General features: G+C 70.4%; 23 protein-coding genes. 5 read left to right on the top strand and 18 right to left on the bottom strand.

The window, feature by feature from the left end:
- Positions 1–18 precede the first annotated feature (18 nt).
- Both menE and AHOG_RS02415 read left to right on the top strand, forming a co-directional pair.
- On the top strand, positions 19–1,215 hold the full coding sequence (gene menE / locus AHOG_RS02420) for an o-succinylbenzoate--CoA ligase (protein ID WP_376700060.1): 1,197 nt from the start codon (positions 19–21) through the stop codon (positions 1,213–1,215).
- 214 nt (positions 1,216–1,429) lie between these two features.
- Positions 1,430–2,302, top strand: coding sequence for a 1,4-dihydroxy-2-naphthoate polyprenyltransferase (locus AHOG_RS02415; protein WP_093939907.1), 873 nt, complete (start codon positions 1,430–1,432; stop codon positions 2,300–2,302).
- A gap of 86 nt (positions 2,303–2,388) precedes the next feature.
- Here the strand turns inward: AHOG_RS02415 and AHOG_RS02410 are convergent, their stop codons facing one another.
- The 11 genes from AHOG_RS02410 to AHOG_RS02360 all read right to left on the bottom strand — a co-directional run bounded on the left by AHOG_RS02410 (position 2,389) and on the right by AHOG_RS02360 (position 10,803).
- A complete protein-coding gene (locus tag AHOG_RS02410) occupies positions 2,389–2,826 on the bottom strand; it encodes a hypothetical protein (RefSeq protein WP_093939906.1) in 438 nt (145 codons plus the stop codon).
- Between the two features lie 32 nt (positions 2,827–2,858).
- Entirely contained in the window at positions 2,859–4,241 is a 1,383-nt protein-coding gene (locus AHOG_RS02405) for a hypothetical protein (protein ID WP_093939905.1), read from the bottom strand.
- Entirely contained in the window at positions 4,241–4,690 is a 450-nt protein-coding gene (locus AHOG_RS02400; RefSeq protein ID WP_157736596.1) for a hypothetical protein, read from the bottom strand. The genes AHOG_RS02405 and AHOG_RS02400 overlap by 1 nt, the downstream gene beginning before the upstream one ends.
- Positions 4,691–4,950: 260 nt before the next feature.
- Complete coding sequence (locus AHOG_RS02395) at positions 4,951–5,544, bottom strand: hypothetical protein (RefSeq protein ID WP_157736595.1); 594 nt, start codon at positions 5,542–5,544, stop codon at positions 4,951–4,953.
- A gap of 32 nt (positions 5,545–5,576) precedes the next feature.
- Entirely contained in the window at positions 5,577–6,680 is a 1,104-nt protein-coding gene (gene cds1, locus AHOG_RS02390) for an L-cysteine desulfhydrase Cds1 (RefSeq protein WP_093944084.1), read from the bottom strand.
- Between the two features lie 248 nt (positions 6,681–6,928).
- Positions 6,929–7,471, bottom strand: coding sequence for a hypothetical protein (locus AHOG_RS02385; RefSeq protein WP_093939902.1), 543 nt, complete (start codon positions 7,469–7,471; stop codon positions 6,929–6,931).
- 187 nt (positions 7,472–7,658) lie between these two features.
- Positions 7,659–8,186, bottom strand: a complete 528-nt coding sequence (locus tag AHOG_RS02380; protein WP_184450976.1) for a hypothetical protein — start codon at positions 8,184–8,186, stop codon at positions 7,659–7,661.
- Between the two features lie 59 nt (positions 8,187–8,245).
- On the bottom strand, positions 8,246–9,148 hold the full coding sequence (locus AHOG_RS02375) for a WXG100 family type VII secretion target (RefSeq protein WP_093939901.1): 903 nt from the start codon (positions 9,146–9,148) through the stop codon (positions 8,246–8,248).
- 23 nt (positions 9,149–9,171) lie between these two features.
- On the bottom strand, positions 9,172–9,504 hold the full coding sequence (locus AHOG_RS02370) for a type VII secretion target (protein ID WP_093939900.1): 333 nt from the start codon (positions 9,502–9,504) through the stop codon (positions 9,172–9,174).
- A 452-nt stretch (positions 9,505–9,956) separates the two neighbouring features.
- Entirely contained in the window at positions 9,957–10,310 is a 354-nt protein-coding gene (locus tag AHOG_RS02365) for a DUF4229 domain-containing protein (RefSeq protein WP_311770152.1), read from the bottom strand.
- A 10-nt stretch (positions 10,311–10,320) separates the two neighbouring features.
- Positions 10,321–10,803, bottom strand: a complete 483-nt coding sequence (locus tag AHOG_RS02360) for an Lrp/AsnC family transcriptional regulator (RefSeq protein ID WP_093939899.1) — start codon at positions 10,801–10,803, stop codon at positions 10,321–10,323.
- A 269-nt stretch (positions 10,804–11,072) separates the two neighbouring features.
- Between AHOG_RS02360 and AHOG_RS02355 the strand changes: the two genes are divergently transcribed.
- Entirely contained in the window at positions 11,073–11,306 is a 234-nt protein-coding gene (locus tag AHOG_RS02355) for a BldC family transcriptional regulator (RefSeq protein ID WP_075738491.1), read from the top strand.
- Between the two features lie 146 nt (positions 11,307–11,452).
- Entirely contained in the window at positions 11,453–11,674 is a 222-nt protein-coding gene (locus tag AHOG_RS02350) for a hypothetical protein (protein WP_093939898.1), read from the top strand.
- A gap of 58 nt (positions 11,675–11,732) precedes the next feature.
- On the opposite strand, the gene AHOG_RS02345 is transcribed toward AHOG_RS02350, so the two are convergent.
- From AHOG_RS02345 to AHOG_RS02330, 4 genes are all read right to left on the bottom strand, one after another.
- A complete protein-coding gene (locus AHOG_RS02345) occupies positions 11,733–13,064 on the bottom strand; it encodes a MinD/ParA family ATP-binding protein (RefSeq protein ID WP_093944082.1) in 1,332 nt (443 codons plus the stop codon).
- A gap of 146 nt (positions 13,065–13,210) precedes the next feature.
- Positions 13,211–14,185, bottom strand: a complete 975-nt coding sequence (gene ccsB / locus AHOG_RS02340) for a c-type cytochrome biogenesis protein CcsB (protein ID WP_093939897.1) — start codon at positions 14,183–14,185, stop codon at positions 13,211–13,213.
- The gene (gene resB / locus AHOG_RS02335; protein WP_093939896.1) at positions 14,185–15,834 is read right to left on the bottom strand and encodes a cytochrome c biogenesis protein ResB; all 1,650 of its coding nucleotides are present in this window, start codon (positions 15,832–15,834) and stop codon (positions 14,185–14,187) included. The genes ccsB and resB overlap by 1 nt, the downstream gene beginning before the upstream one ends.
- Positions 15,835–15,905: 71 nt before the next feature.
- Entirely contained in the window at positions 15,906–16,763 is an 858-nt protein-coding gene (locus AHOG_RS02330) for a cytochrome c biogenesis CcdA family protein (RefSeq protein WP_093939895.1), read from the bottom strand.
- 613 nt (positions 16,764–17,376) lie between these two features.
- On the opposite strand from AHOG_RS02330, the gene AHOG_RS02320 reads away from it, so the two are divergent.
- A complete protein-coding gene (locus AHOG_RS02320; RefSeq protein ID WP_211290513.1) occupies positions 17,377–18,981 on the top strand; it encodes a serine/threonine protein kinase in 1,605 nt (534 codons plus the stop codon).
- Between the two features lie 1,190 nt (positions 18,982–20,171).
- Here the strand turns inward: AHOG_RS02320 and AHOG_RS02315 are convergent.
- Genes AHOG_RS02315 through hemL form a run of 3 tightly spaced genes read right to left on the bottom strand, consistent with a single transcriptional unit; the run spans position 20,172 to position 22,689 of the window.
- Complete coding sequence (locus AHOG_RS02315; RefSeq protein ID WP_093939892.1) at positions 20,172–20,762, bottom strand: TlpA disulfide reductase family protein; 591 nt, start codon at positions 20,760–20,762, stop codon at positions 20,172–20,174.
- Positions 20,759–21,391 carry a histidine phosphatase family protein gene (locus AHOG_RS02310; protein ID WP_093939891.1) on the bottom strand — a complete coding sequence of 211 codons (633 nt, stop codon included), beginning with the start codon at positions 21,389–21,391 and terminating at the stop codon, positions 20,759–20,761. The genes AHOG_RS02315 and AHOG_RS02310 overlap by 4 nt, the downstream gene beginning before the upstream one ends.
- Positions 21,388–22,689 (bottom strand): glutamate-1-semialdehyde 2,1-aminomutase, encoded by a 1,302-nt coding sequence (hemL, locus tag AHOG_RS02305; RefSeq protein WP_245856819.1) that lies wholly within the window; start codon positions 22,687–22,689, stop codon positions 21,388–21,390. The genes AHOG_RS02310 and hemL overlap by 4 nt, the downstream gene beginning before the upstream one ends.
- Between the last annotated feature and the right edge of the window lie 62 nt (positions 22,690–22,751).

The raw sequence follows: 22,751 nt of genomic DNA, 5'->3' as shown, positions 1-22,751 counted from the left end.
CGCCTAGGCTAGCCGGCGGTGACACGAAAATCGCTTCTGGCCCTGGACGTCGACTCCACCGTGCCGTCGGCCGAGCTGGTCGTGGCGGCCCTGGCACGGGCGCTGGACGGCGGGCCCGCGCTGCTGCCGCTGCCCGCAGGCCCCGAGGACGAGCGGGCCCGGCTGCTGGCGGCGTTGCGGCCGGACCGGCCGTTGGACGACGACTCCGTGGCCGTGATCGTGCCCACGTCGGGCTCCACCGGCGTTCCCAAGGGGGTCCTGCTCACCGCCGCCGCCCTCCGGGCCTCGGCCGCCGCGACGCACGACCGGCTGGGCGGCCCCGGCCGTTGGCTGCTCGCCCTGCCCGCCCGGCATGTCGCGGGCATCCAGGTGATCAACCGTTCGCTGTCGGCGGGCGCCGCGCCCGTCGTGCTGGACTCGACGGCGGGATTCCGCCCCGGCGGATTCGCCGCCGCCGCGCATGCCGTGCTCGCCGACGGCGGCCGCTGCTACACATCCCTGGTGCCCACCCAGCTCATGCGGCTGGTGGCCGAGGGCGGCGCGGGCCTCGCCGCCCTGCGTCGGTTCGACGCGGTGCTGTGCGGCGGCGCGGCCACCTCGCCCGCGCTGCTGGCCAGAGCGCGCGCCGAGGGGGTCGCGGTGCAGACGACCTACGGCATGAGCGAGACCTCCGGCGGCTGCGTCTACGACGGTCTGCCGCTCGCGGGCGTCGGCGTCCGCCCCGCCGAGGGCGCCGGGCCCGCGGCGGTGGAGCTCTCCGGGCCGATGCTGGCGACGGGGTACCGGCTCGACCCGGCGGGCACGGCGGCGGCGTTCGTCGACGGCTGGTTCCGGACCGGCGACCTCGGCGAGGTGGACGAGCACGGCGTGCTCCGGGTCCTGGGCCGCGTCGACGACGTCATCAACACCGGCGGCGTCAAGATCGCCCCGACACCGGTGGAGGAGGTGTTGACCGCGCAGCCCGGCGTGGCCGAGGCCTGCGTGGTCGGCCTGCCCGACCCCGAATGGGGTGCGCTGGTCGCCGCGGCGGTGGTGCCCGTCGATCCCGCCCGGCCGCCGGACGCCGAGGCCCTCCGGGCGGCGGTCCGCGAGCGGCTCGGCGCGGCCTCGGCCCCGAAGGCCTGCCGGATGGTGTCCACGCTGCCGGTGCGCGGTCCGGGCAAGGTCGATCGGCGGGCGGTGCGGGCGCTGCTGCTGGCGGACCGGGACGGCTGAGCCGCTCGCGGGCGAGACGCCGCGCTCGACCCGACGCCCGGAAGCCCCCGGACACGCTCGGCCGTCGGGCGGAGCGCGGCCGCCGCACCCGGCCGCGGCGGCCGATCCACGTGGCGTAGCAGGCGAGACCCCGTTCGGGGAACACCTGACGCTGTGATGTGGTGAGGGCGGCCTCGCCCTAGGAGCAGGCGACGCCATGACAGAGGATGAGGCCATGGCGACAGTCGCACAGTGGATCGAGGGAGCCCGCCCGAGGACTCTGCCCAACGCCGTGTCTCCGGTGTTGGTGGGCACCGGGGCGGCCATCGGACTCGGCGAGTTCGTGTGGTGGATGGCGCTCGGGGCGCTGTGCCTCGCCGTGGCGCTGATCGTCGGCGTGAACTACGCCAACGACTACTCCGACGGCATCCGGGGCACGGACACGGTGCGGACCGGGCCGCTCCGACTGGTCGGCTCCGGAGCGGCGAAGCCCCAGCACGTCCTGCGTGCGGCGTTGATCAGCCTGGGGCTGGCGGCGGCCGGTGGTGTGGCGCTGACCGTGGCGTCGGCGCAGTGGTGGCTGGCCCCGGTCGGCGCGGTCTGTGTGGCGGCGGCCTGGTTCTACACGGGCGGGAAGCGACCCTACGGCTACGCGGGCTTCGGCGAGGTCGCCGTGTTCGTCTTCTTCGGGCTGGTGGCCGTGCTGGGCACGGTGTACCTCCAGGCCGGTCGGATCAGCGGGATCGACATCGGGGCAGCCGTGGCGGTCGGCGCGTTCTCCAGTGCCGTGCTCGTCGCGAACAATCTTCGCGACATCGAGACCGACGCGGCCGTGGGCAAGCGGACGTTGGCGGTGCTCTTAGGAGACCGCGACACCCGGAACCTCTACCTGGCCCTGGTGACCGTGCCGTTCCTCATCACCACCCTGATGGGTTTCCGCAACACGTGGGCGCTGCTCGGCTTCCTGGCCGTGCCGCTGATCGTGCCCGCGTTGCGAGCGGTGCTGGGCGGCGCGACCGGGAGGCGGCTGGTCGGCGTGCTCGGCGAGACGGGTCTGGCGATGCTGCTCTGGTCGACGACGACGGCCGTCGCGCTCGCGGTGGCCTGACCCCCCGTGAGGGTTCCGCCGGACTCCGCGATGCGGCGGGCCGCGGCCCGCCCGCCGACGGCACGACGAGGGGGCCGCGGCGGGCGTCAGCGCAGGAACGTGCCGCCGCCGTCCTCGTCCTCCTGCGCCTGCTCGGCAGCCCGGCGGGCGTCGATCACCTCGTCCAGGGTGAAGCCCTCCTGGAACTGCTGGAAGAGCTCACGGGCCTCGCCGAGCTGCGCCGTCATCGCCCGACGCACGTCCGGATCGTCGTAGGCACGCCCCTCCAGCACGTCGCGCCAGCTCAACGCGCCGCCGTCGACCTTCTGCGCCAGCTGCCGCAGCTCGGCGGGCGCGTCGCTCTTCTTGGCCGCCTCGGCCAACTGCCGCACGTCGTCCTCCGAGATCGACACCGGGGGCGGCGGTCGCAGCGTCTCCAACTGCTTGAGCAGCTCCCGCGCCTTGCCCATGGAACCGGCCATCTGCGCCTCGGCGGCCCTGACCTGCGGTGTCTTCCACGCCTCTGGATCGAATCGACTCGTCATGGCTCACTCCCCCATCGTCGGCACGGTCGCGATCACGACCGGCCGCGCAGCGTGTTCCAGGCGTCACGGGCGTTCGAGCCCGCTTCGCCGAGGTTCTGTCGGTGGGCGTCGGCCCCGGCCCAGTCGGAGGCGGCGCCGGTACCCGCGTTCCACGCCTGCGACGCGGCACCGCTCGGGTCGCTCCACACGTTCTGCGCCGCCGACGTGACGTTCCCCGGCGCGCCCGATGCCGTGTTCCAGGCGTTCTGTGCGGTGTTCGCCGCGTTCTGCGCCCCGTCGCGAATCGCGCCCGGCGCGTCCCGGACGGCGTCCACGTACTGGCCGACCCGCTCCTGATACTGCCCTTGGGCGTAGTTCGTCACACCGTCTCGTGCGGAGTTCCAGGCGTTCTGCGCGGCCGAGCCGTCCCGCACCGAGTTCCAGGCGTTCCGCGCCCCGTCGCGGGTGGAGTCCCAGGCGTTCTGCGCGCCGTCGGCGATGCCGTCCCTGGCGGCGTCGTAGGCCGCGCCGGGCGCGTCGCGGAGCCGCTGCCGCTGTTCGTCCCAGTTGTTCCTGGTCTCGTCCCAGCCGTCGCGCAGATCCCCGGGAAGGTCCCGAGTGCCCTGGGCGACGTCGACCGCCTGTCGGCTCGCCTCGTTGAGATCGCCGCTGATCTGCGAGGCGTTGTCCCGGATGGAGTTGGTCTGCTCCGCGATGCTCTGTGCGTCGGAGGCGATGCCGGTGGCCAGCGCGATCGCGTCGTCGACGCTGCGGACGTCTTTGATCTGCGCGAGCTGAGACCCGATGCTCTGCACCGACTGCATGATCGAGCGCGCGCTCTCGATGATCGCCTTGACGGCCTCGACGATGTCCATGATCTTGGTGTAGAGCTGGTAGGCGTCCCAGACGAGCTGAGCTGCCTTGACCCAGCCGTAGGCCGGAATCCAGATCTTGGCGATCGCGTCGATGAGCTTGTCGACCAGCCACGAGAGCAGGTCCAGCGCCTTGGCGCACAGCAGCTGCGAGCCCTCGGCGACCTTGTCGAAGGCCATGCCGATCAGGTTCGCGATCTGCGCCTCGACGAACAGCCCGCCCTGCCATACCGTGCGGACGAACATCTCATGCTGCACGGCGGCGTTGCCGTTCCACGTTTCGCGGACGGTGCCGACGTTGGCCTCCATCGTGTCGCCGAGCGCCCCGATGGCGGTGCCGACCGTGCGCCAGGCCTCGCCGTTCATGGCGATCCGATTGAAGTCCCCGGTGATCGGCATGATCACCTTCTCGACGATGCTCTCCCCGGTGACCTGGGTGAAGACCCAGTCCACCGCCGAGACCTGCCAGCCCGCCTCCCGCACCATGTCCTGAATGGACTCGCCCCCGGGCTGCTCGGGCGGCTGCAACGCCTCGGTGACCGCGCCCGCGTCCTGATACGACATCAGGCACCCCCGTTCCGGCGCTCGGCGGTGCTCTCGACGTGCGAGTTCCACGCCTGGGTCGCGGCGTCTCGCGCCGACTGCGGAACTGCGGACTCCACGGCAGCGGCACCGTCGACCACCGCGTCTCGTCCTGCGGAGAGTCCGTCGAGGAGCCGACTGAACATGCCCTCGATCTGAGCCTCGGCCTCGGAATAGACCTCGGCGTTGCGTTGAATGCCCTCCGCGGTGCCGGACAACCGATCCTGTCCGAAGTCGAGGGTCGAGTTGAACAGATCGCCCACTAAGTCGATGACCGGGTGCAACACCATCAGCAGGCCGGTGAAACCGTCCTTGTTGCAGCCCTGTTCATACATGTAATTCCGAATCGCGTCGATTCCGCCGTGCAGTCCGTCCAGGCTGCCCGCGTAGTCATGCAGCGCGTCGACCGCGACTTCGACCTCGTCACTCATGATCTTCCCCACCAGTTGTTATCGATTGCCAGGATATGGCTCATTCGACGGCGCCCCCGCCGTCGTTCCCGAGAGACCTCGACGAGGATCGAGGCGGCTCGGTTCCGCAGTGTCGTCGAGAAAGGCGACACCGGCCGCGCCCTGGCGCCGAGAGCCCTCGCGCGCCGAGACGTCCGCCGGTGTCGCCGCCCCGTCTCCGATCCCGACGTCGGATGTCGATGATCTCGTCGACGGCGGGCCCGCCCGCTGTCCTTCGGCGGTCAGCCCGCCCGCGGACCCCGTCCCGTCCGGCCGCGCACCCGCCCGATCACGATGCCCGCGACGAGGACCAGGATCGCGGCGCCGACGGCCTGCAGACCGACGACGACCGTCCACCATCGGTCGGCGACCGCCGCGGCGCGGTCCATGTCGGCGCCGGTGTAGATCAACACCTGTTCCCGCGCATCGTTCACGCAGCTGAGATCGGCGGGCGTCGCCACCGCGGGCGTGCCCCGGTAGACCAGCGTCCCGGCGTGCTCCGGTCGGTGCTCCAAGACGACCCACGCCGACTCCGAGCCGTCGACGGGCCGGAGCAGGCAGTTCAGGCTGCGTCGCTGTGCGCCGTCCTCGTCCGAGGCGAGATACAGCTCCCCACCCGTCCAGTGATACCTCGGGACGTCGGTCTCCAGGATCTCGTCCGGCACGGAGACATACCGGTCGTGCACCGTGCCGGTGGCGGTCCGCAGGGCCGTACTGCTCATGATCGTCGGCAGATAGGTGCCGATCAGATGGATGCCCGCCACCGCCAACGCCGCGGCCAACGCCACGAGCACGGTGATCCCCAGGCCACGATCTCTCGTGGTGTCGCCGCTCACGCTCTCCCCCACAGCCCCCGGGTCCGGCACCCTCAGCGTGGCGCGGACTCCGTCCACTCGCCGGTCTCGTGAAACCGGCGCAACACCTCGGTGTGCGGTGTGAGTTCCAGGCCCTGCCCGCTCACCCACTCGTCCGAGAAGTACGTCTGGGCATAGCGTTCGCCGCCGTCGCACAACAGCGTGACGAGGCTCCCGGTGCGTCCCTGTGCCCGCATCTCCGCGATGAGCCGGAACGCTCCCCACAGGCTGGTCCCGGTCGAGCCGCCGACGCGCCTGCCCAGTGGCCCCACGACGTAGCGGATCGTAGCGATCGAAGCCGCGTCCGGGACCTTGATCATCCTATCGATGGCCTCTCCGACGAACGAAGGCTCCACCCTCGGTCGCCCGATCCCCTCGATCCGGGAGCCACGGGTGCCCACCAGATCGGTGTCGCCGGTCCGCCAGGCGTCGAAGAAGACGGAGTGCTCCGGGTCGACGACGGCGAGCCGGGTGGCATGTCGTCGATAACGGATGTAGCGGCCGATGGTCGCGCTCGTGCCGCCCGTTCCCGCGCCGACCACGACCCACGTCGGTTCGGGGTGGGTCTCCAGGGCGAGCTGGTGGAAGACCGATTCGGCGATGTTGTTGTTGCCTCGCCAGTCCGTGGCGCGTTCGGCGTGGGTGAACTGGTCCAGATAGTGGCCGCCGAGTTCGGCGGTCAGCCGCCGCGCCTCTCGGTAGATCGCGTCGGGTTCGTCGACGAAATGGCAACGTCCCCCTTCGCGCTCGATCAACTCGATCTTCTGACAGCTCGTCGATCTCGGCATGACGGCGATGAACGGGAGGCCCAACAGCCGCGCGAAATACGCCTCGGACACCGCGGTCGAACCGGACGACGCCTCGACGAGCGCGGTGCCGTCGGTGATCCAGCCGTTGCACAGTCCGTAGAGGAAGAGCGACCGCGCCAGGCGATGCTTCAGCGAGCCGGTCGGATGTGTCGACTCGTCTTTGAGATAGAGGTCGATCCCCCACGCCGCGGGAAGCGGATAGCGCAGCAGATGCGTGTCGGCGCTGCGATTGGCGTCCGCCTCGATGATCCGCACCGCTTCGCTGACCCAGGCACGACTCACCGCACTACAACGATCGACGATGGTCACCCGCCGCACTGTACTCCCCGGCCGGGGCCTGCGGACCCGTATCGGAACGGACCGAGAACCGCCGCTTCCGCGCCGGCGGCGTGTGCCCGTCGGCGGGGCTCGCGTGCCTCGGGTGCGCGCCGCGGCGCCTGCGGCACGGATCGCACCGCCGCCGGGCACGGCGGGGCCGAGGCCGGAACACGTCTCGGTTCCGATCGCCGTGCCCGCGCCGGTGTCGTGGCTGGTCGGGCTGCCTCGGTCGCGCCCGATCAGGCCGCCTGGCCGCCGGTGGTCCGCCGCCTGCCGACGAACAGACCGGCGAGGAACGGGATCGCCACCACGATCGCCGCCGTCGTGATGAAGCTGCGCGACCCGGTCGCGTCCGAGACGGCGGCGACGAAGCCGCTTCTGATCAGCACGCTCTGCTGGCAGGAGACCTCGGCGGTGCCCTCGAACCACGGCGCTTGGACCAGTGAGGCCCGCGACCGCCCCGGATTGCTCGACTGCGGATTCGCCGGAACCGTCAGGTCGCGCACCTCGCCGCCGTCGGCGGGTTCGACGGTGCAGTTCGACCCGACGCCCTGCGCCGTGGAGGTCACGTGCAGATCCTCGGCCGAGTCCCACTGATACGGCGTCACGTTCGCCGCGTCGACCGCGTTGGTGGTGCCCTGCAATCGGGTGCCGCCCAGGGAGCCGAGCAGGTAGGCGCCCACCGCGAGCAGCGCCAACAGGAGTGCCACGCCGATGAGCACCCGTCCGGCAGGAGAGGTGTTCTTCAGCCGCGCACCGAAGCCGCCTGCCGCATCGGTCATCGAAGGCTCCGTTCCGTGGGTGGGAAGGGGGGTTCCGGGGCGAGCCCCGCGAAGGACACCGGGGCAAGCCCCGCGGAAGACACCGGGGCGAGCCCCGCGGAAGACGCCGCGACAGGCCCTGCGGGGTTCGCCGACGTCTGCCGCGGGGATCCGAGCCTACGAGGCCGCGCCGCCGCCGAGCTCCGGCTCACCAGCCGCCTCGACGGAAGACGCTGCCGCCCTCCTCGTCGTCGTCATCGCGACGCGGCGGGGCCTGCCTGCCGTCCGAGCCGGTGCCGCTGCTCGTGTCGGGGAGCGGGCCGCCGCTCGCGACCGGGCCCGGGCCCGCCGCGTTCGGGCCCGCGAAGGGATCGCCCGCATCGAGGATGTCGTCGATCGAGTGCCCCTCCTGGATCATCGTGTAGGCCTGCTGGAGCTTCGGCACCCCGCTGGCCAGCGCGCGCTGCACCTGCTCGTCCTGCACCGCGCTGCCGTCGGCGATGTCTCGCCAGGACAGGTCGCCCTTGTCGATCCGCTCCTGGAGCGCCCGCAGCTCGGCCGGGGCGTCCTTACTCCTGGCGAACTGCTCGATCTGGGCGATCTCGGCCTCGCTGAGACCGGATTCGGGAAGCTGCTGCTGCTTGATCTCGGCCATCCGGGCGTCCGCCACGGCCTCGATGCGATCCAGCTCGCTGCGTGCCGCGGCGAACTGGGCCAGTCGTGCCTGTTGGTCCACTGTGCCATCCTCCGTGCGACGGATCCGCTCCGTCGATCGCTACCGTATTGCCGACGCGGTCAGGAACTCGGTTGCGGCGAGTTCGCGTCCTGCCGTGCCTGTTGGTAGTCCGCGTAGTTCTGGTCGAAGCTGTCGGCGGCACGATTGAGGTTGCCCTCGGTGTCGACCGTACCGTCAGCCCGGGTGTTGCCCCCGGTCTCCGTCTGGAGCTTGGTCTGCGCGTCGTTGAAGCCCTGGGTGCCCTCGGCGACCTGGGCGACGCTGTCCCCGGCCTGATTCGCGGCGTTCAGCGCGCTGTTGATGTTGTTCACGTCGCCGACCTGCATCACCGCGGAGCCCATGCCGATCAGGCCGTTGATCACGGTGATGGTGCTCTCCACCATGGAGGTGATCGCGGAGATGATGTTGAGGATCGAGTTGACGATGGTGACGGCGTCGTAGACCGTCTTCACGGCCTTGGCCCAGCCCACCACGGGAATCGGAGCCAGTGCGATGGCCTCGATGAGCTTGTTCACCAGCTTCTCGACGAGCTTGAGCGCCTCGTCGCACATCTTCTCCGACGTCTTCGCGCACTGGTCGAACGCCAGTCCGGCCAGGTTCGCCATCTGAGCGTCCATCTCGATGCCCAGCGTCCAGTTCTGACCGATCTTGGTACTGAACGAGTCGGCGGCGGGTCCCTTCCACGACTGCATCAGCGTGTCGAGACCGGTGTTCAGGTTGTTCCTGGTGACCTGAAGGGCGTCGGCCGCGTTCTTCCACGCCTCGCCGTTGTTCTTCATCTTGCCGAAGTCACCGGTGATCGGTGTGATGACCATGTCCACCAGGCCCTGACCGGTGACCTGCTGCCAGATCCAGTCGACGGCCTGGACCTGGAGACTCGCGCCCTCGACCTTGTCCTTGGTGGCCGAATCGCCCGCCGATGGCTCGGCGAGCTGGATGGCCTCCGCCGGTGCGTAACTCATGCTTGGCTCCCCAGTGCTTTCAGTCAGTTCGGCGCGACCTGCGAGGTCTGATCGGTCAGCGTGGACATGGTGCCCTGCTCGCTGCGATCGACCGACTCGTAATCGGCTGCCGTGTCGTTCAAGGCGGCGGACAGGTTGCGCATCTTGGCGCTCGCGTCCTCCATGCAGCCCTGATACAGGCTGCCGATCGCGCCGACCAGCGGCTGGAGGATCACGAACAGCCCGGTGAATCCGCTCGTGTCCGCGCCCTTGTCCCGCGCGTACGCACCGATCTCGTCGAAATGACCCGCGGTCGCATCGGTCAGCCCGGTGTACCCGCGAAGCTCTTCCGGATCGACTTCGAAGTCGTCGCTCATCAGCCCTCAGATCCTCCTGTGATCGACATCGCCAACGTCGTTGACTCGACAGGCGCGGAGGTTGGACGTGACGAGTCGACGGCTGGTTCCCCCGGGCGAAGCCGGATGCCGCTGAACGGCGGTGTCGGCTGTTCGACCCGCAAGGCGGGGCGGTTCGGCCGTCGGCCTCGGGGGGTCCGCCGCCTCGGGGTGGATCAACTCGGGGGTCTCAGGGGCGGTGAGCATCGACGGCGCGGGCTCGGCGAAGGTAAAGAGAGTCCATGGGTCTTGCGGAAGGTGCGGCGAGGGAGCGGACCGACTCAGCACCGGACGGCGGTTCCCGACCTCAGCCGGGAGCGCAGGTCCGCGCGAACGCGACCGCGCACACCGAAGTCGGCCCGCCCGCCCCCTCGACGAACCACGATCGGCGCGGCCGGGTGGCCACCGGGCGCCGTCGCCCCTACGCGACGTTCTCAGGTCGCCGGTTCGTCTTCGCCACGCAGCTGGGCCTCCAGCTGCCTGCGCGCCGCACCCCGCCGTTCGGCACGCTCGGCGAGCGCCACCGAGATGCGCGCCCGCAGCGGCCGCAGCAGCACCAGCGACAGGCCGAGGCCGAGGACCAGCCCGACCGCCAGGGCCACGAGCACCGGTGTGTTCACCAGCACGAGGATCGTGGCGGGAACGGCCACCGCCAACACTCGGGCGACCGTGTACAGCAGCAGGTCGGTGCCGAGTGTGCTCCGCTTCGCGGCGGTGTCCTCGGTCATCCTCGTCTCCTTCCCCGCGTCGTCGACGGCCGTGCCGGACCGGGTGTCGTTCGAGCTCACGCCGTCGAGACTACGGATCGGTCCGGCGCGGGGCGGCGGCCCACTGCTCGTCGGGATCGTTGGGACGTCCCTCGAAGCGCGTGGAGAGCACGACGGTGGTGCGCGTGCGTGCCACCCCCTCGATGCGGCGCAGCCGTCCGAGCGCCCGTTCCAGGTCGTCCATGGTGGCGACCCGCACCTTGACGACGAAGGCCTCGTCTCCCGCCACCGCGTAGCACGACTCCACCTCGGCGAGCGTGCCCAGCACCTCGGCGATCCGTTCGTCGTCGCCCGCGTCGCTGGGCTGGATGCCGACCAGGGCCGTCACCCCGAGCCCGACCGTCCGAGGGTCGACGACGGCGTGGTACCCGGTGATGACCCCGGACGACTCCAGCTTGCCGACCCGTTCATGGACCGCGGAGGCGGACAGCCCCACCTGCCTGCCCAGATCGGCGTAGGTCGCCCGTCCGTTGACCCGCAGCGCCGCGATGATCCGCCGGTCCACACTGTCCATGCTCTGGGATTCTCCTCTGCCTCCCGAGGGCCGCGGGAGCGGACCCCGACGCGGGCGACGGGGGCGGCTGCCGCCCCTCGGGGAGCCGCCCCGCGTCCGAACCGAGTGATTCGTCCCTTACCTGGCCTTTACCTACGCACAAGCGTTCGAGTACCTGGGGGGCGAGCTGTCAGGATTGTGTCGGTAACGCCGGATTCATCAAGCGCTCACCGCCGGGCACCAGGCGACCCGACGCAGAGGGTGAGCGTTGCACTCCAGGGAGGTCACCTGTGACTGGGTCCGTCCAACACACCGAGCAGTACTCCGCTGAGCGGTTGCTCACTCCCGGAGAGGTCGCGACGATGTTCCGCGTTGATCCCAAGACGGTGACGCGCTGGGCCACCGCGGGTCGGATCGGTTCGATTCGCACACCGGGCGGGCATCGCCGTTTCCGCGAGTCCGAGGTCAAGGCGCTGCTGGCCAACCTGACCAGGGAGGCCAGCTCGCCGGTGGCGATGAACTGACCTCGTCCTTCGGCGGGGGACCGCCGAGATCGACGGCCTCGACAAAGGCGATCCCTCCTTCTCCTCTCACGTCCGCTCCCGGTGGGGGCCGACGGCGATCGCCGTGAGACGGGTTAACCTCGCAGGAGGAGAAGGAGGTGGCGCCAGTGCTGTATCTGCTCGCAGCGATCGGCGTGCTCAGTGTCGCCGTGCTGCTGTGGCGTGCGTTCGCATCGGAACGGGTCGGTGTGTCACGACCCAGGCAGACGGGCCCCGTGGCGCCCGACGACGATCCGGAATTCCTCCGCAGGCTCGATCAGCAGCAGTGGGAGGACCGGATGCGCAGGCAGCGCGGTTCCGATCAGGACGAGGGGAACCCGCCCGCCTGAGCGAGCGAGTTCGAGGCGATCCGGATCGGCCGAGCCGGCCTGAGTGTGCCCGCAGCGGTCAGCTGGTTCGAGACCGGCTGATCGCCTGCGGGAAGTCGTCCGCCACCGTGGCGGCGAGTTCCAACAGGCCGAGGCGGGTGTCCGGGGCGAGGCGGTCCAGCTCGATCTCCGCGCCCTCCTCGAGGTGCGCGTCGAACGGGACCCGGCAGACCGCCCGGCATCGCGCCGCGAAGTGCTGCGTGAGCTTGTCCAGGTCCACCTTGCCGGAGCCGGGCCGCACCGAGTTGATCACCGCGACCGAACGGGAGACCAGATTCCGGTACCCGTGCGCGTCCAGCCAGTCCAGGGTCGCCGAGGCGCTGCGGGCGCCGTCGATGGAGCCCGACGACACGATGATCAGCGAGTCGGCGATGTCCAGCACTCCCCGCATCGCCGAGTGCATCAATCCGGTCCCGCAGTCGGTGAGCACCACGTTGTAGAAGTGCTCCAGCAGCGTCACCGTGCGCCGGTAGTCCTCCTCGCTGAAGGCCTCCGAGACCGCCGGGTCCTGCTCACTGGCCAGCACCTCCAGCCTGCTGGGGCCCTGCGAGGTGTACGCGCGCACGTCGCTGTACTTGCGGATGCGGGCGGCGTCCCGAAGCAGGTGGCGGACGGTGGCCGTGGTCTCCAGCGGGATCTTCTGGCTCAGGGTCCCCCGGTCCGGATTGGCGTCGACCGCGATCACCCGGTCGCCGCGGAGCGAGGCGAAGGTCGATCCCAGGGTCGCCGTGGTGGTGGTCTTGCCCACACCGCCCTTGAGGCTGAGCATCGCGATCTTGTAGCAGCCCTGCAACGGCTGGTTGATCCTGGCGATCAGCTCTCGCCGTTGGCGTTCCGCCGGGCTCTCCCCGAGGTTCACGGTGTGGCCGCTGGCCTTGTACAGCATCCGACGCCAACCGCTCTGTGGCGGACGCTTGCCCTGCCGTAGCAGCCGAGCCGACGACAGGTCCTGCGGCGAGGAGGGCCTGCCCTGCTGCTGTTGCTGTTGCTGCGGATAGCCCCCGTACTGCGGCGCGCCGGGCGCCCCGTAGGCGGGCTGCTGATGCGGGCCGGACACGTTGGGATCGCCGTAATAGCCGCCCGCGACCGCCGGATCGACCTGGTATGGCCCGGACGCCGGTTCGACGGCATACGGTCCGGAGCCCGGCTCCACCGAGTGCGGGCCGGAGCCGCCCTCCACCGGATACGGCCCCGACCCCTGGTCCACGTAGTACGGGCCGGAGCTGCTTCCCTCCACCGGATAAGGACCGGACGCTCCCGGGTCCGGCGGTGCTGATGCTGCGGGTGCCTGCTCCCCGTAGTAGCCGTGCCCCTCGGCCTGCTGCTGCCCCCTGACGGGCGGCTGCCACATCGACTCCGTGGGCGACTCGGGCTCGTCTTGCCGTCCGGTCACCGTTCGGTCCCTCCATACCCAGCGCATCGGGCGTTCATCGATCCGCCACGACGGTAGCCCCACCGGCGTGAGGCCGTCGACACAGGGGTTGTCAAGAGTAGATCTCAGCCGACTCCCGCATAGGAGTGCAGACCCGCGACCACCAGGTTGATGAAGAACAGATTGAACAGATTCAGGGCGAAGGCGGTCACGTTCACCCAGGCGGCCCTGGTGCCGCGCCAGCCGGTGGTCGCCCGCGCATGCAGGTATCCGGCGTAGACGACCCAGCAGATGAACGCCACCGTCTCCTTGGGGTCCCAGCCCCAGAATCGGCCCCAGGCGGCCTCGGCCCAGATCGCGCCGCAGATGATGCCGAAGGTGAGGATCGGGAAGGCGAAGACCGCGCTGCGGTAGGCGACCCGGTCCAGGACGGCGATGTCGGGCAGCTTCTCGCCGACGAAGGCGAAGCGCTTCGGCTTGGCCAGGTGCGCGGCCTTGATCAGGTACGCGACGCTCGCGGTCCCCGACACCAGGAAGATCCCGCTGCCGATGATCGCCGCCGAGACGTGGATGACGATCCAGATCGACCGCAGCGAGGCGACCAGCGGCGCGGCCTCGGCGTAGAGCACCGTGCCGCCGACGAAGTAGAGGATGAAGACCGGCAGCAGCACGAACACGCCGAGCACGCGGATCGGATGCCTGCGCAGCACGAACAGCCAGGCCACGACGGCGGCAAGCGACAACGCCGAGATGTACTCGTACATGTTGCCCCAGGGCACCCGGCCGGTCGCGAAGCCGCGCAGCACCAGCGAGGCGAACTGGACGAGGGCGCCGAGGACGGTCAGCGAGACGCCCATCCGTCCGAGCCGCTCCGCGAGGGGACGTCGGGCCTGCGGCGCGTCGGAGTCGGTCGGGGTGGTCGCATCGGCCTCGGCGGAGCCCGCGCCGCCCGCGCCCACCAGCGCGGCCTTGTTCGCCGCCTTCGGCTTGCGGGTGAAGCCGTACTCGGCGGCCTGCAGCAACAACGCCAGCATGTAGATGACCAGCGCGCTGGTGAGGCACAGATCGCTGTAGATGGACAGGGTCTCGTCGACCGGCATCAGGCGTCCTTCCCGAGAGCCGAATCCGGCTCACTCACGGGCGGCTCGTCGGCCGCCCCTGTCGCATCGGCCGAGGCCGCGTCGCCGGCCTGGTCCGGTGGTTCCGCGGATGCGTCGCGCGCGGAGGGCGGCGCCACCGCCGTCGGCTCGCCGAGCCCGGCGATGACCTCCGTGGTCAGGCCGGTGAACTCCTCGCCGTATCCGGCCTGGTCGGTGCGGGCCAGCCCGCCGAACTCGACCACGGTACGACCGGTTCCGGCCCCGGAGCCCTGCGGGGTGATCCGCACCCACAGCCTGCGCCGCTTGACGATGAGGGAGAGTCCGAGACCCCCCAGGATGAACATGCTGGACACCAGCACCCACAACTGGGCCGGGTCGTAGGAGACCTGGAGCGACGTCCAGCGTTCGACGCCGTCGAAGCGGACGGTGGTGCCGTCGTCCAGCTCGATCTCCTCGCCGACGGCGAGGTTCTGCCTCGCCACCCGCTCCAGCGCGCCGTCCTCCACCATCTGTTGATCGATCTCGAAGATCGACTGGCCTCGGCCGTCGTTGTTGCCCAGGTCGCCGCGCATCACGTCGACCGCGACCATCGGCTCGTTCAACTCGGGGAAGCCGGAGGTGAGCAGGCCCTCCTCGGTGAACATCGGCGTCGGCGCGAGCAGGCCGGTGACCGCGATCTGGTTCTCCCGGCGTTCCTGCTCGTCCAGGGTGTTCGGCGGGTCGAACTTCGTCGCGCCCTCGGAGAGCATGGTGGGCAGGTCCACCGGCCGCCACTGCACGTCGCCGGAGCGCTCGGCCCCGTCGGGGAACGTCACCGTGAACTCCGGCGCGTAGCCGTGGCCCAGCAGGTAGACGCGATCGTCGGCCATCCGCAGCGGGTGGTTGACCCGCAGCAGGTGGTCGTGCCAGGTGCCGTCGACGGGGTCCGCGCCCTCGACGTAGGAGGTGTTGGACTCGAAGTACGTCGCCGTGCCCGTGTGGGTGTACTCGGCCCTGAAGTCGTGCACCCGGATGCAGAACGGATTGAGCTGGGTGCCGTCGACGGTGATGCCGGGCCGGAACGAGTCGTAGTTGTAGATGCCGGAGTTGCAGAACTCGCCGCCGTCGGCGCGCACGATGACCTGGCCCTCGTAGCCGAGCAGCCTGCCCGCCGCCATCGAGACCAGCAGGCCGACCAACGCGAAGTGGAACACCAGGTTGCCCAGTTCACGAAGGTAGCCGCGCTCGGCGCTGATCGTCTGTACGCCGTCGTCCTCGGCGCGGTGCACCGTCCGCCAGCCCTTGAGCCGTTCCTCGACGCGGGCTCGCACCGTCTCGACGTCGTCGGACACGGCGACGGTCCGATGGTGCGGCAGTCGGCCGAGGCGTCTGGGGGTGAGCACCGGTTCGGCGCGCAGCGACCTGGCGTGGTCGAAGGTCCTCGGCAGCAGGCAGCCGATCAGCGAGACGAACAGCAGCACGTAGATCGCGGCGAACCACACGCTGGCGAACACGTCGAACATCCCGAGCCTGGCCAGGATCGGCGCGAGGGTCGGGTAGTCCTCGTAGAAGTCGTCGACCAGGCTGACGTTGAGCGACTCCTGGGGCAGCAGGGCGCCGGGCACCGCCGCCAGGGCCAGCAGGAACAGCAGCGTCAACGCCGTTCGCATGGTGGTGAGCCCACGCCACGTGTTGCGCAGGAAGGCCAGGGGCGCAGGGGTCCGCCTGCGTGGCGTCGCGGTCACAGCGGCAGCTCGAAACTTCCGATGGGGCCCTGGATCAGGCTGATCAGCACGCCCCACAGCCCGGTGACGAGCATGATGCCGACGGCCAGCAGCAGCACGCCGCCCGCGATCTGGATTCGCCTGCTGTTGCGGCGCAGCCAGTCGCCGGTGCGCACCGCCCAGCCCGCGCCGAGGGCGAGCAGCACGAACGGCAGGCCCAGCCCGAGGCAGTAGGCGACCACCAGGACGACTCCCCTGGTCAGCATCCCGCCGTCGGCGTCGGTGGTCGCGGCGACCGCGATCACTCCGCCCAGGGTCGGGCTGAGACACGGCGTCCAGCCGAGCCCGAAGACGCCGCCGAGCAACGGCGCGCCCCAGACTCCCGTCCCCAGCCGACGATGCACCCGCACGTCGCGTTGCAGGGCGGGGACGAAGCCGAGGAAGACCAGACCCATGGCGATCGTGACGACGCCGCCGATCCGTTGCAGCAGCGGTTGGTTGGCGAAGATCAGGTCGGTCAGACCGAGGAGGAACACCGTGCTCGCCAGGAACACGGCGGTGAAGCCGAGGACGAACAGTCCGGCGGCACCGGCGACCCGGAGTCTGCCGGATCGGCGTTGGGCCGCAGCCTCGTCCGGCCCCGCCGCGGTCGCGCCGCCCGACCCGGTGGTGGACTCCTCCCGCGCCGCGATCCCGCCTGCGGGAACCGGCCGGGTCCGCGGTGCCTCGGCGCCGACGAGCCCTGCGAGATAGGCCAGGTAGCCGGGGACGAGCGGAATCACGCACGGCGATGCGAAACTCACGAGACCGGCAAGCACGGCGACTCCCGTGGCCAGCATCAGCGGCCCGGAGATGACGAACTCGGAGGGGTCCACGCATCGAGGGTAGGCACCCTACTCAGACGTCCTTCGCTCGGCTCCTCCTCGGCGAGACGTCGGTTACCTTGCGTCGGACCGCGTATCGCCGCCGGTCACGGCCGGCCGCCGCGTCTCGGCTCGGCCCGCCCGCCGCTCGGCGTGACGGCGGGCTCGGCTCGGCGTGGGAGGTCCGTCGGATTCCGACTCGGCATTCCCGGCCCGTTCCGGCCTCGTTCCTCATCGCGGTGCGCGAACCGTCCGGTGACGACGGGTCTACCGCCGGGAATCGCCTGCGCGATCCGATCCCGTCGATCGACACCGATCCCGATTCCACCGAGATGCCCGAATCATCAGGCGACTCCATCGCCGAAGTCGACGGATTCACCGTCGCACGGCCCGAGGGCCCGATGCCACCGAGACGGGCCCGACGCGCTCGCCCGGCGGGCACGGCTGTCCGGACGGCAGGCATGCGGCCGGAGTCGGCGGATCCACCCACGCCGTCGGAGCCGGTAGGCGCCGGACCGGCCGTCGTGAAAGGTGACGGCCGTCACCGCGTGGAACAGGTGCGGCGGGCGGAAGCACCTGAGCACGGGGTGCACGCTGGTAGCCTGACCGACAGAGCGAACCTGTCGTGAGAATCGTCGAGTCGGAGTGGGGAAACAGTTCAATGGAACCGCTTTCTGCGACCGACCCGCGACAGATCGGTCGTTATCGGGTACTCGGCCTGCTCGGGGCGGGCGGAATGGGGAAGGTGTATCTCGGTCGCTCGCCCGGCGGCCGCCCGGTGGCGATCAAGGTCATTCGTGAGGAGCACTCCGAAGACGAACAGTTTCGAATGCGCTTCGCCCGCGAGATCGACGCCGCGACCGCCGTGAGCGGTGCTTTCACCGCCGCCGTGATCGAGGCGGCTCCCAATGCCCGGCCACCCTGGCTGGTGACCTCCTATATCGAGGGCCCGTCGCTGCTCAAGGCGGTCAGCGATTTCGGACCGTTTCCGGAATCGTCGCTGCGGGTATTGACCGCCGGGCTCGCCGAGGCGCTGCGGGAGATTCACCAGAGCGGGCTCATTCATCGGGACGTGAAGCCGACGAACGTGCTGCTGGCCTCTGACGGACCGCGGGTCATCGACTTCGGTATCGCCTGGGCCGCCGAGGCGGTCTCGCTCACCCAGGTCGGCACGCATTTCGGGACGCCGGGTTTCATGGCTCCGGAGCAGGCGGTCGGCGAACGGGTGACCGCGTCGAGCGACATGTTCTCGCTCGGCTGCGTCATCGTCTTCGCCGCGACAGGTGTGAGTCCCTTCGGTGAGGGCAATTCCACGGCGCTGCTGTACCGGGTCGTGCACAACGAGCCGACGCTCGACGGCCTGCCGCCCTCGCTGCGCGACGTCGTCGGGGCCTGTCTGGCGAAGAACCCGGTGCACCGGCCGCGGCCGGACCAGATCCTGGCTCAGATCGACACCGGCTTCGACCACGCCTGGCTGCCCGCCCAGGTGACCACGGTGCTCGCGCAGAAGAGCGCCGAGACACGCGCGATGCTCGACGGCACGCGGGTGCGGCCGACGGGCACGGCGGGCGACCCGGCACAGGCGTCGCCTGCGCGGAACGGCCCGGGCCACCCTCGGACGCGGCTGCTCGCGGGCATTCCGATCCCCACGTCATACCCGGCCGAGGCGGTGGAGCAGCCGCCGCCGTACGAGACGGAGCAGCCGCCGCCGAAGTATCAGCCGGAGCCCGTCGGCTTCGCCGAGCCGTATTCGGCGGGCGATCCCCGGCATGTCGAGGCCGCCGCGGCTCCCCGGTCCGAGCCGCACGCCGAGCCTCACTCGGGCCCGTACGCGGACCCGTACGTCGCGGAACGCGCGCCGGTTCGACGCCCGGAGGTCTCTCGCCGTGCCGAGGCGCCGCGAGCGCGCCGCCCGGCGCAGCGGCAGACGATCGCACCGCAGCCCGAGCCGCGATACGAGGAGCCCGCTCCTCGGCGGTACGCCGACGACGGGGACGGCCGCGGACTGCTCGGGCGCATCCTGTTGGCGCCGTTCGCCGCCGTCGGCTACCTGCTGAAGGGCATCGTCGCCGTACTGCTGTGGCCCTTCAAGGCCCTGTGGAGCTGTCTGCTCATCACCGTCATCGCGGTCGGCGTCATCGTGTTCTTCAGCATGGACGCCATCTCCGGCATGTCCGACCTCATCGATCGCACGTTCGACATGCTGCGAAGCCTGTTCGACTTCCTCTGATCCCGGCAGGCGGCGGTCGAACCGCCGGTTGACCACCGTAGAGGTGCCATCGCCCCCCGTCCGGTGCGGTCGACAGGACAGCGCTGCGCAATCACATTCGACCGACCGTGGCGCTATGACCACTCAATCGTGTTGTGATCGCCCGCAACCATTTTCTCCGGCGGTCTGCTCCTACCAAGATTGCTCGCGGCGGGAATTCAACCGACCCGCCGCGACCTGAAATGTCATTACGATCGCCGGAGACGACAGCCATGACCGCTCTCGCCGACTCTCCGATACTCATCGGACTGGCTCTCGGTTCGATGCTATTCGGACCCCACCGAAAGAACTGGAAGGAGGCGCACCGTGGATTGAGAGAATACGGCTCGCCGTGGAACACGGCCATCCGACACGCCGAGTCCGTCGTGAAGCCCGCACCGGCCGCCGGAGCCGGGCCTGCTCGTCGGCCCCTCGGGGGTCAGGTGGTCCCGGCATGCCCCCCTCGGTCGACGAGAGGTCGCACGACACAGCCGCCCCTGTTCCCCCGCACCCTCCTGGGTAGAGCGCGACCGTTCCACAGACCAGGCGACGCCACGAGCCACAGCACGATCCTCGGCCCGAGGCGGCGGACGAGACCGCACCGCCACGAGGATCATCTCGACCCGCACAGACCAGCATCGGCCGGCCCGGAACGACACACGGCGACCCGCCCGCCGCGACACACACCGACGGTTTCCCCGGGTCGGACGACTCGGACGACGCAGGGTCGCGCCCCGCGAGATCGGGCGACCCAGGACCAGGCGATCCGGGACCAGGCGGCACAGGGCCGCATCCCGCTGGATCGGATCCCGTCCCCGCCCCCCTCGGTTCTCCCGATCTCCCCACGTCGCGTGGACCGCGGCCGATGGCGTTCGGTGCGGGACCCGGGCACAGCGGCGAGGCCGTGGTCCACCTCGGCCGTACCGCACCGTCGGACCGCCGACTCCGGCACGTCGACCGGCACGGGACGGCATCGGCCCGCCCCGGAACGGCCCGCCGTCCGCTCGGATCTCCGCTACCGCGTCCGGCGGGCCGTCACCACACGACAGGGCGTCGGGGAGCCGACCCCGTCGATCCCGGAGTCGTTGAGCCTGGAGAGAAGACCCAGGCGGGAACCCTCGGTTCCCGCTGACCGAGACCGATCAGCTCCCGCCCGACGATCCGACCGGCCGTCACTCCTCGGCGGCGATCTCCGCCACGATCGGCAGCAGGTCTTCGGTCAGCACCTCGTCCAGGAGCACCGCGGCGACGCGGTGGCTTCGATCAAGGATGATCGTCGCCGGCACAGCGGTACGCGGAAAGCCGCGCAACCCGAGCAGTGATCGACCAGAGGGGTCGTAGATCGACGGATAGGTGATTCCGAGATTCGACACGAAATCCATCGGCGCCGAACGCACGTTGTCTCTGACATTGATTCCGAGGAATGCGACTCCGTCTTCTGCCGTCTCCTCGTATACGTATTGCAGATGTGAGGCCTCAAGCCTGCACGGACCACACCAGGAACCCCAGATGTTGAGGACCACCACCTCGTCCTCGAAATCCCCGATGCCGATCTGCTCGCCCTCGCTCATCAGATCGTCGCCGCTGATATCCGGTGCGAGCTGCCGTTCCGCCTCGTCGTAACGGATTCGGGTCTCGCCGCCAGGGGCGACGAACTGGTATCGGCCGGAACCCGGGACGTCCCCGGCCTGCTCGGAGGTGCATCCCGCCAGTGTCAGCAGCGCGGCTCCGAGCAGGCCGAGGAGTCGAGAGCGCCTGCTCATGCGCCCGCGACCTGACTTCCGGACGGCCCGGCCGGCTCGCGATAGCTGATCCCGACCAGTCGCTCCGCCTCGAACTCCAGGCTGGTCAACGAGGCCAGGGCGCACTGCCGGTTCCTCGGGTCGTGCCAGAGTCGGTCACCCTGGAGGAACCGGCGCACCGTCCATACCGGAAGCTGATGCGAGACGCACACCGCCTCGTGCCCCTCGGCCGCGGCCCGCGCGCGATGCACGGCGGCCAGCATCCGATGCGCGATCTTCAGATAGGGCTCTCCCCACGACGGCACGAACGGGTTACGCAGCTTCGGCCAGTTCCGCGGCGACCGCAGCGCCCCGTCGCCCACCGAGACCCGCTGTCCCTCGAAGAGGTTGTCCGCCTCGATGAGCCGGTCGTCGATCGCGGGGGTGAGCTGATGCGCGGCCAGCAGTGGCAGCGCCGTCTGCCTCGCCCGCTCCAACGGCGAGGTCACCACGTGCACGATGTCGTGTCCCGACAGGAATTCCGCGACCCGCGCCGCCTGCTGCTCCCCCCGTTCGGAGAGCCGGAAGCCCGGCAGCCTGCCGTAGAGGATCTTCTCGGGGTTGTGCACTTCACCATGGCGAAGCAGATGAACGACGGTCCGGGTGCTCACCGATCTCCCTCCGGTCGGGCCTGGGCCGCCGCGGTCGCCGCGGCGGGCAGTGCGGCGGCGATGATGTCGAACGCCGCGTCGTCCAGCGCCGCCGAGACGAAGAACGCCTCGAACGCACTGGGCGGCGCGTAGACGCCCGCCGCGAGAAGGCTGCGGAAGAACGCGGGGAAGCGCCAGGTCTCGGCGGCCTGGGCGCCCGCGAAGTCGGTCACGGGCGACTCGCTGAAGAAGATGCTGACGAGGTTGCCCGCGTAGCCGATCTGGTGGGGCACGCCCGCACCGGTCAGCGCGTCGGCGAACAGGTCACCGAGGCGTCGTGCGTTGGCGTCGAGCCGCGCGTAGACCGAGGCGTCCGCGGTGCGCAGCGTCGCCAGTCCGGCGGCGACCGCGACCGGGTTCCCGGACAGCGTGCCCGCCTGGTAGACGGGGCCGACCGGGGCGAGCGCCGCCATCACGTCGGCCCGGCCGCCGAAAGCGGCGGCGGGGAGGCCGCCGGACATGACCTTGCCGAAGGTGTAGAGGTCGCCCGCCACGCCCTCCAGCCCGTACCAGCCCGCCGAGGAGACGCGGAACCCCGTCATCACCTCGTCCATGATCAGCAGGGCGCCCGAGGCGTGGCACAGAGTGCGCAGTTCGGCGTTGAACCCGGGCAGCGGCGCGACCGCGCCCATGTTCCCGGCCGCGGCCTCGGTGATCACGCAGGCGATGTCCCGGCCGTGCTCGGCGAACACCGCGCGCAGTGCGGACAGGTCGTTGTACGGCAGGACGATCGTGTCGGCGGTCTGCACGTCGGACACGCCGGGCGTCGAGGAGATTCCGAGGGTCGCCAGCCCGGAGCCCGCGGCGGCGAGCAGCGCGTCGACGTGTCCGTGGTAGCAGCCGGCGAACTTGACGATCTTGTTCCGCCCGGTGACGCCCCTGGCCAGTCGGATGGCGCTCATCGTCGCCTCGGTGCCCGAGTTGACGAGTCGGACCTGTTCGACCGGGTCCACCCGGTGGATGATCTCCTCCGCGAGGAGGATCTCGCCCTCCGTCGGCGTGCCGAAGGAGAGTCCGGCGGCGGCCGAGGTCCGGACCGCGTCGACGACGGCCGGATGCGCGTGCCCGAGGATCATCGGGCCCCAGGAGCTGACCAGGTCGACGTAGCGGTTGTCGTCGGCGTCCCAGAGATAGGCGCCCGCGCCGCGGACCATGAACCGAGGCGTGCCGCCGACCGAGTGGAACGCGCGGACCGGCGAGTTCACCCCGCCGGGAGTCACCCCGTTCGCTCGATCGAACAGGCCCTGCGAACGGGCCACCGGCTGCGCGGACGTCGAAGAGTCGGGCACCTGAGTCACCGGACCAGTCTCGCAAGTCCCCC

Source organism: Actinoalloteichus hoggarensis, from assembly GCF_002234535.1.
Taxonomy (GTDB): Bacteria; Actinomycetota; Actinomycetes; order Mycobacteriales; family Pseudonocardiaceae; genus Actinoalloteichus_A; species Actinoalloteichus_A hoggarensis.
The sequence above is the reverse complement of the archived record's forward strand: the minus strand, read 5'-3'. Positions and strand labels throughout refer to the sequence as shown.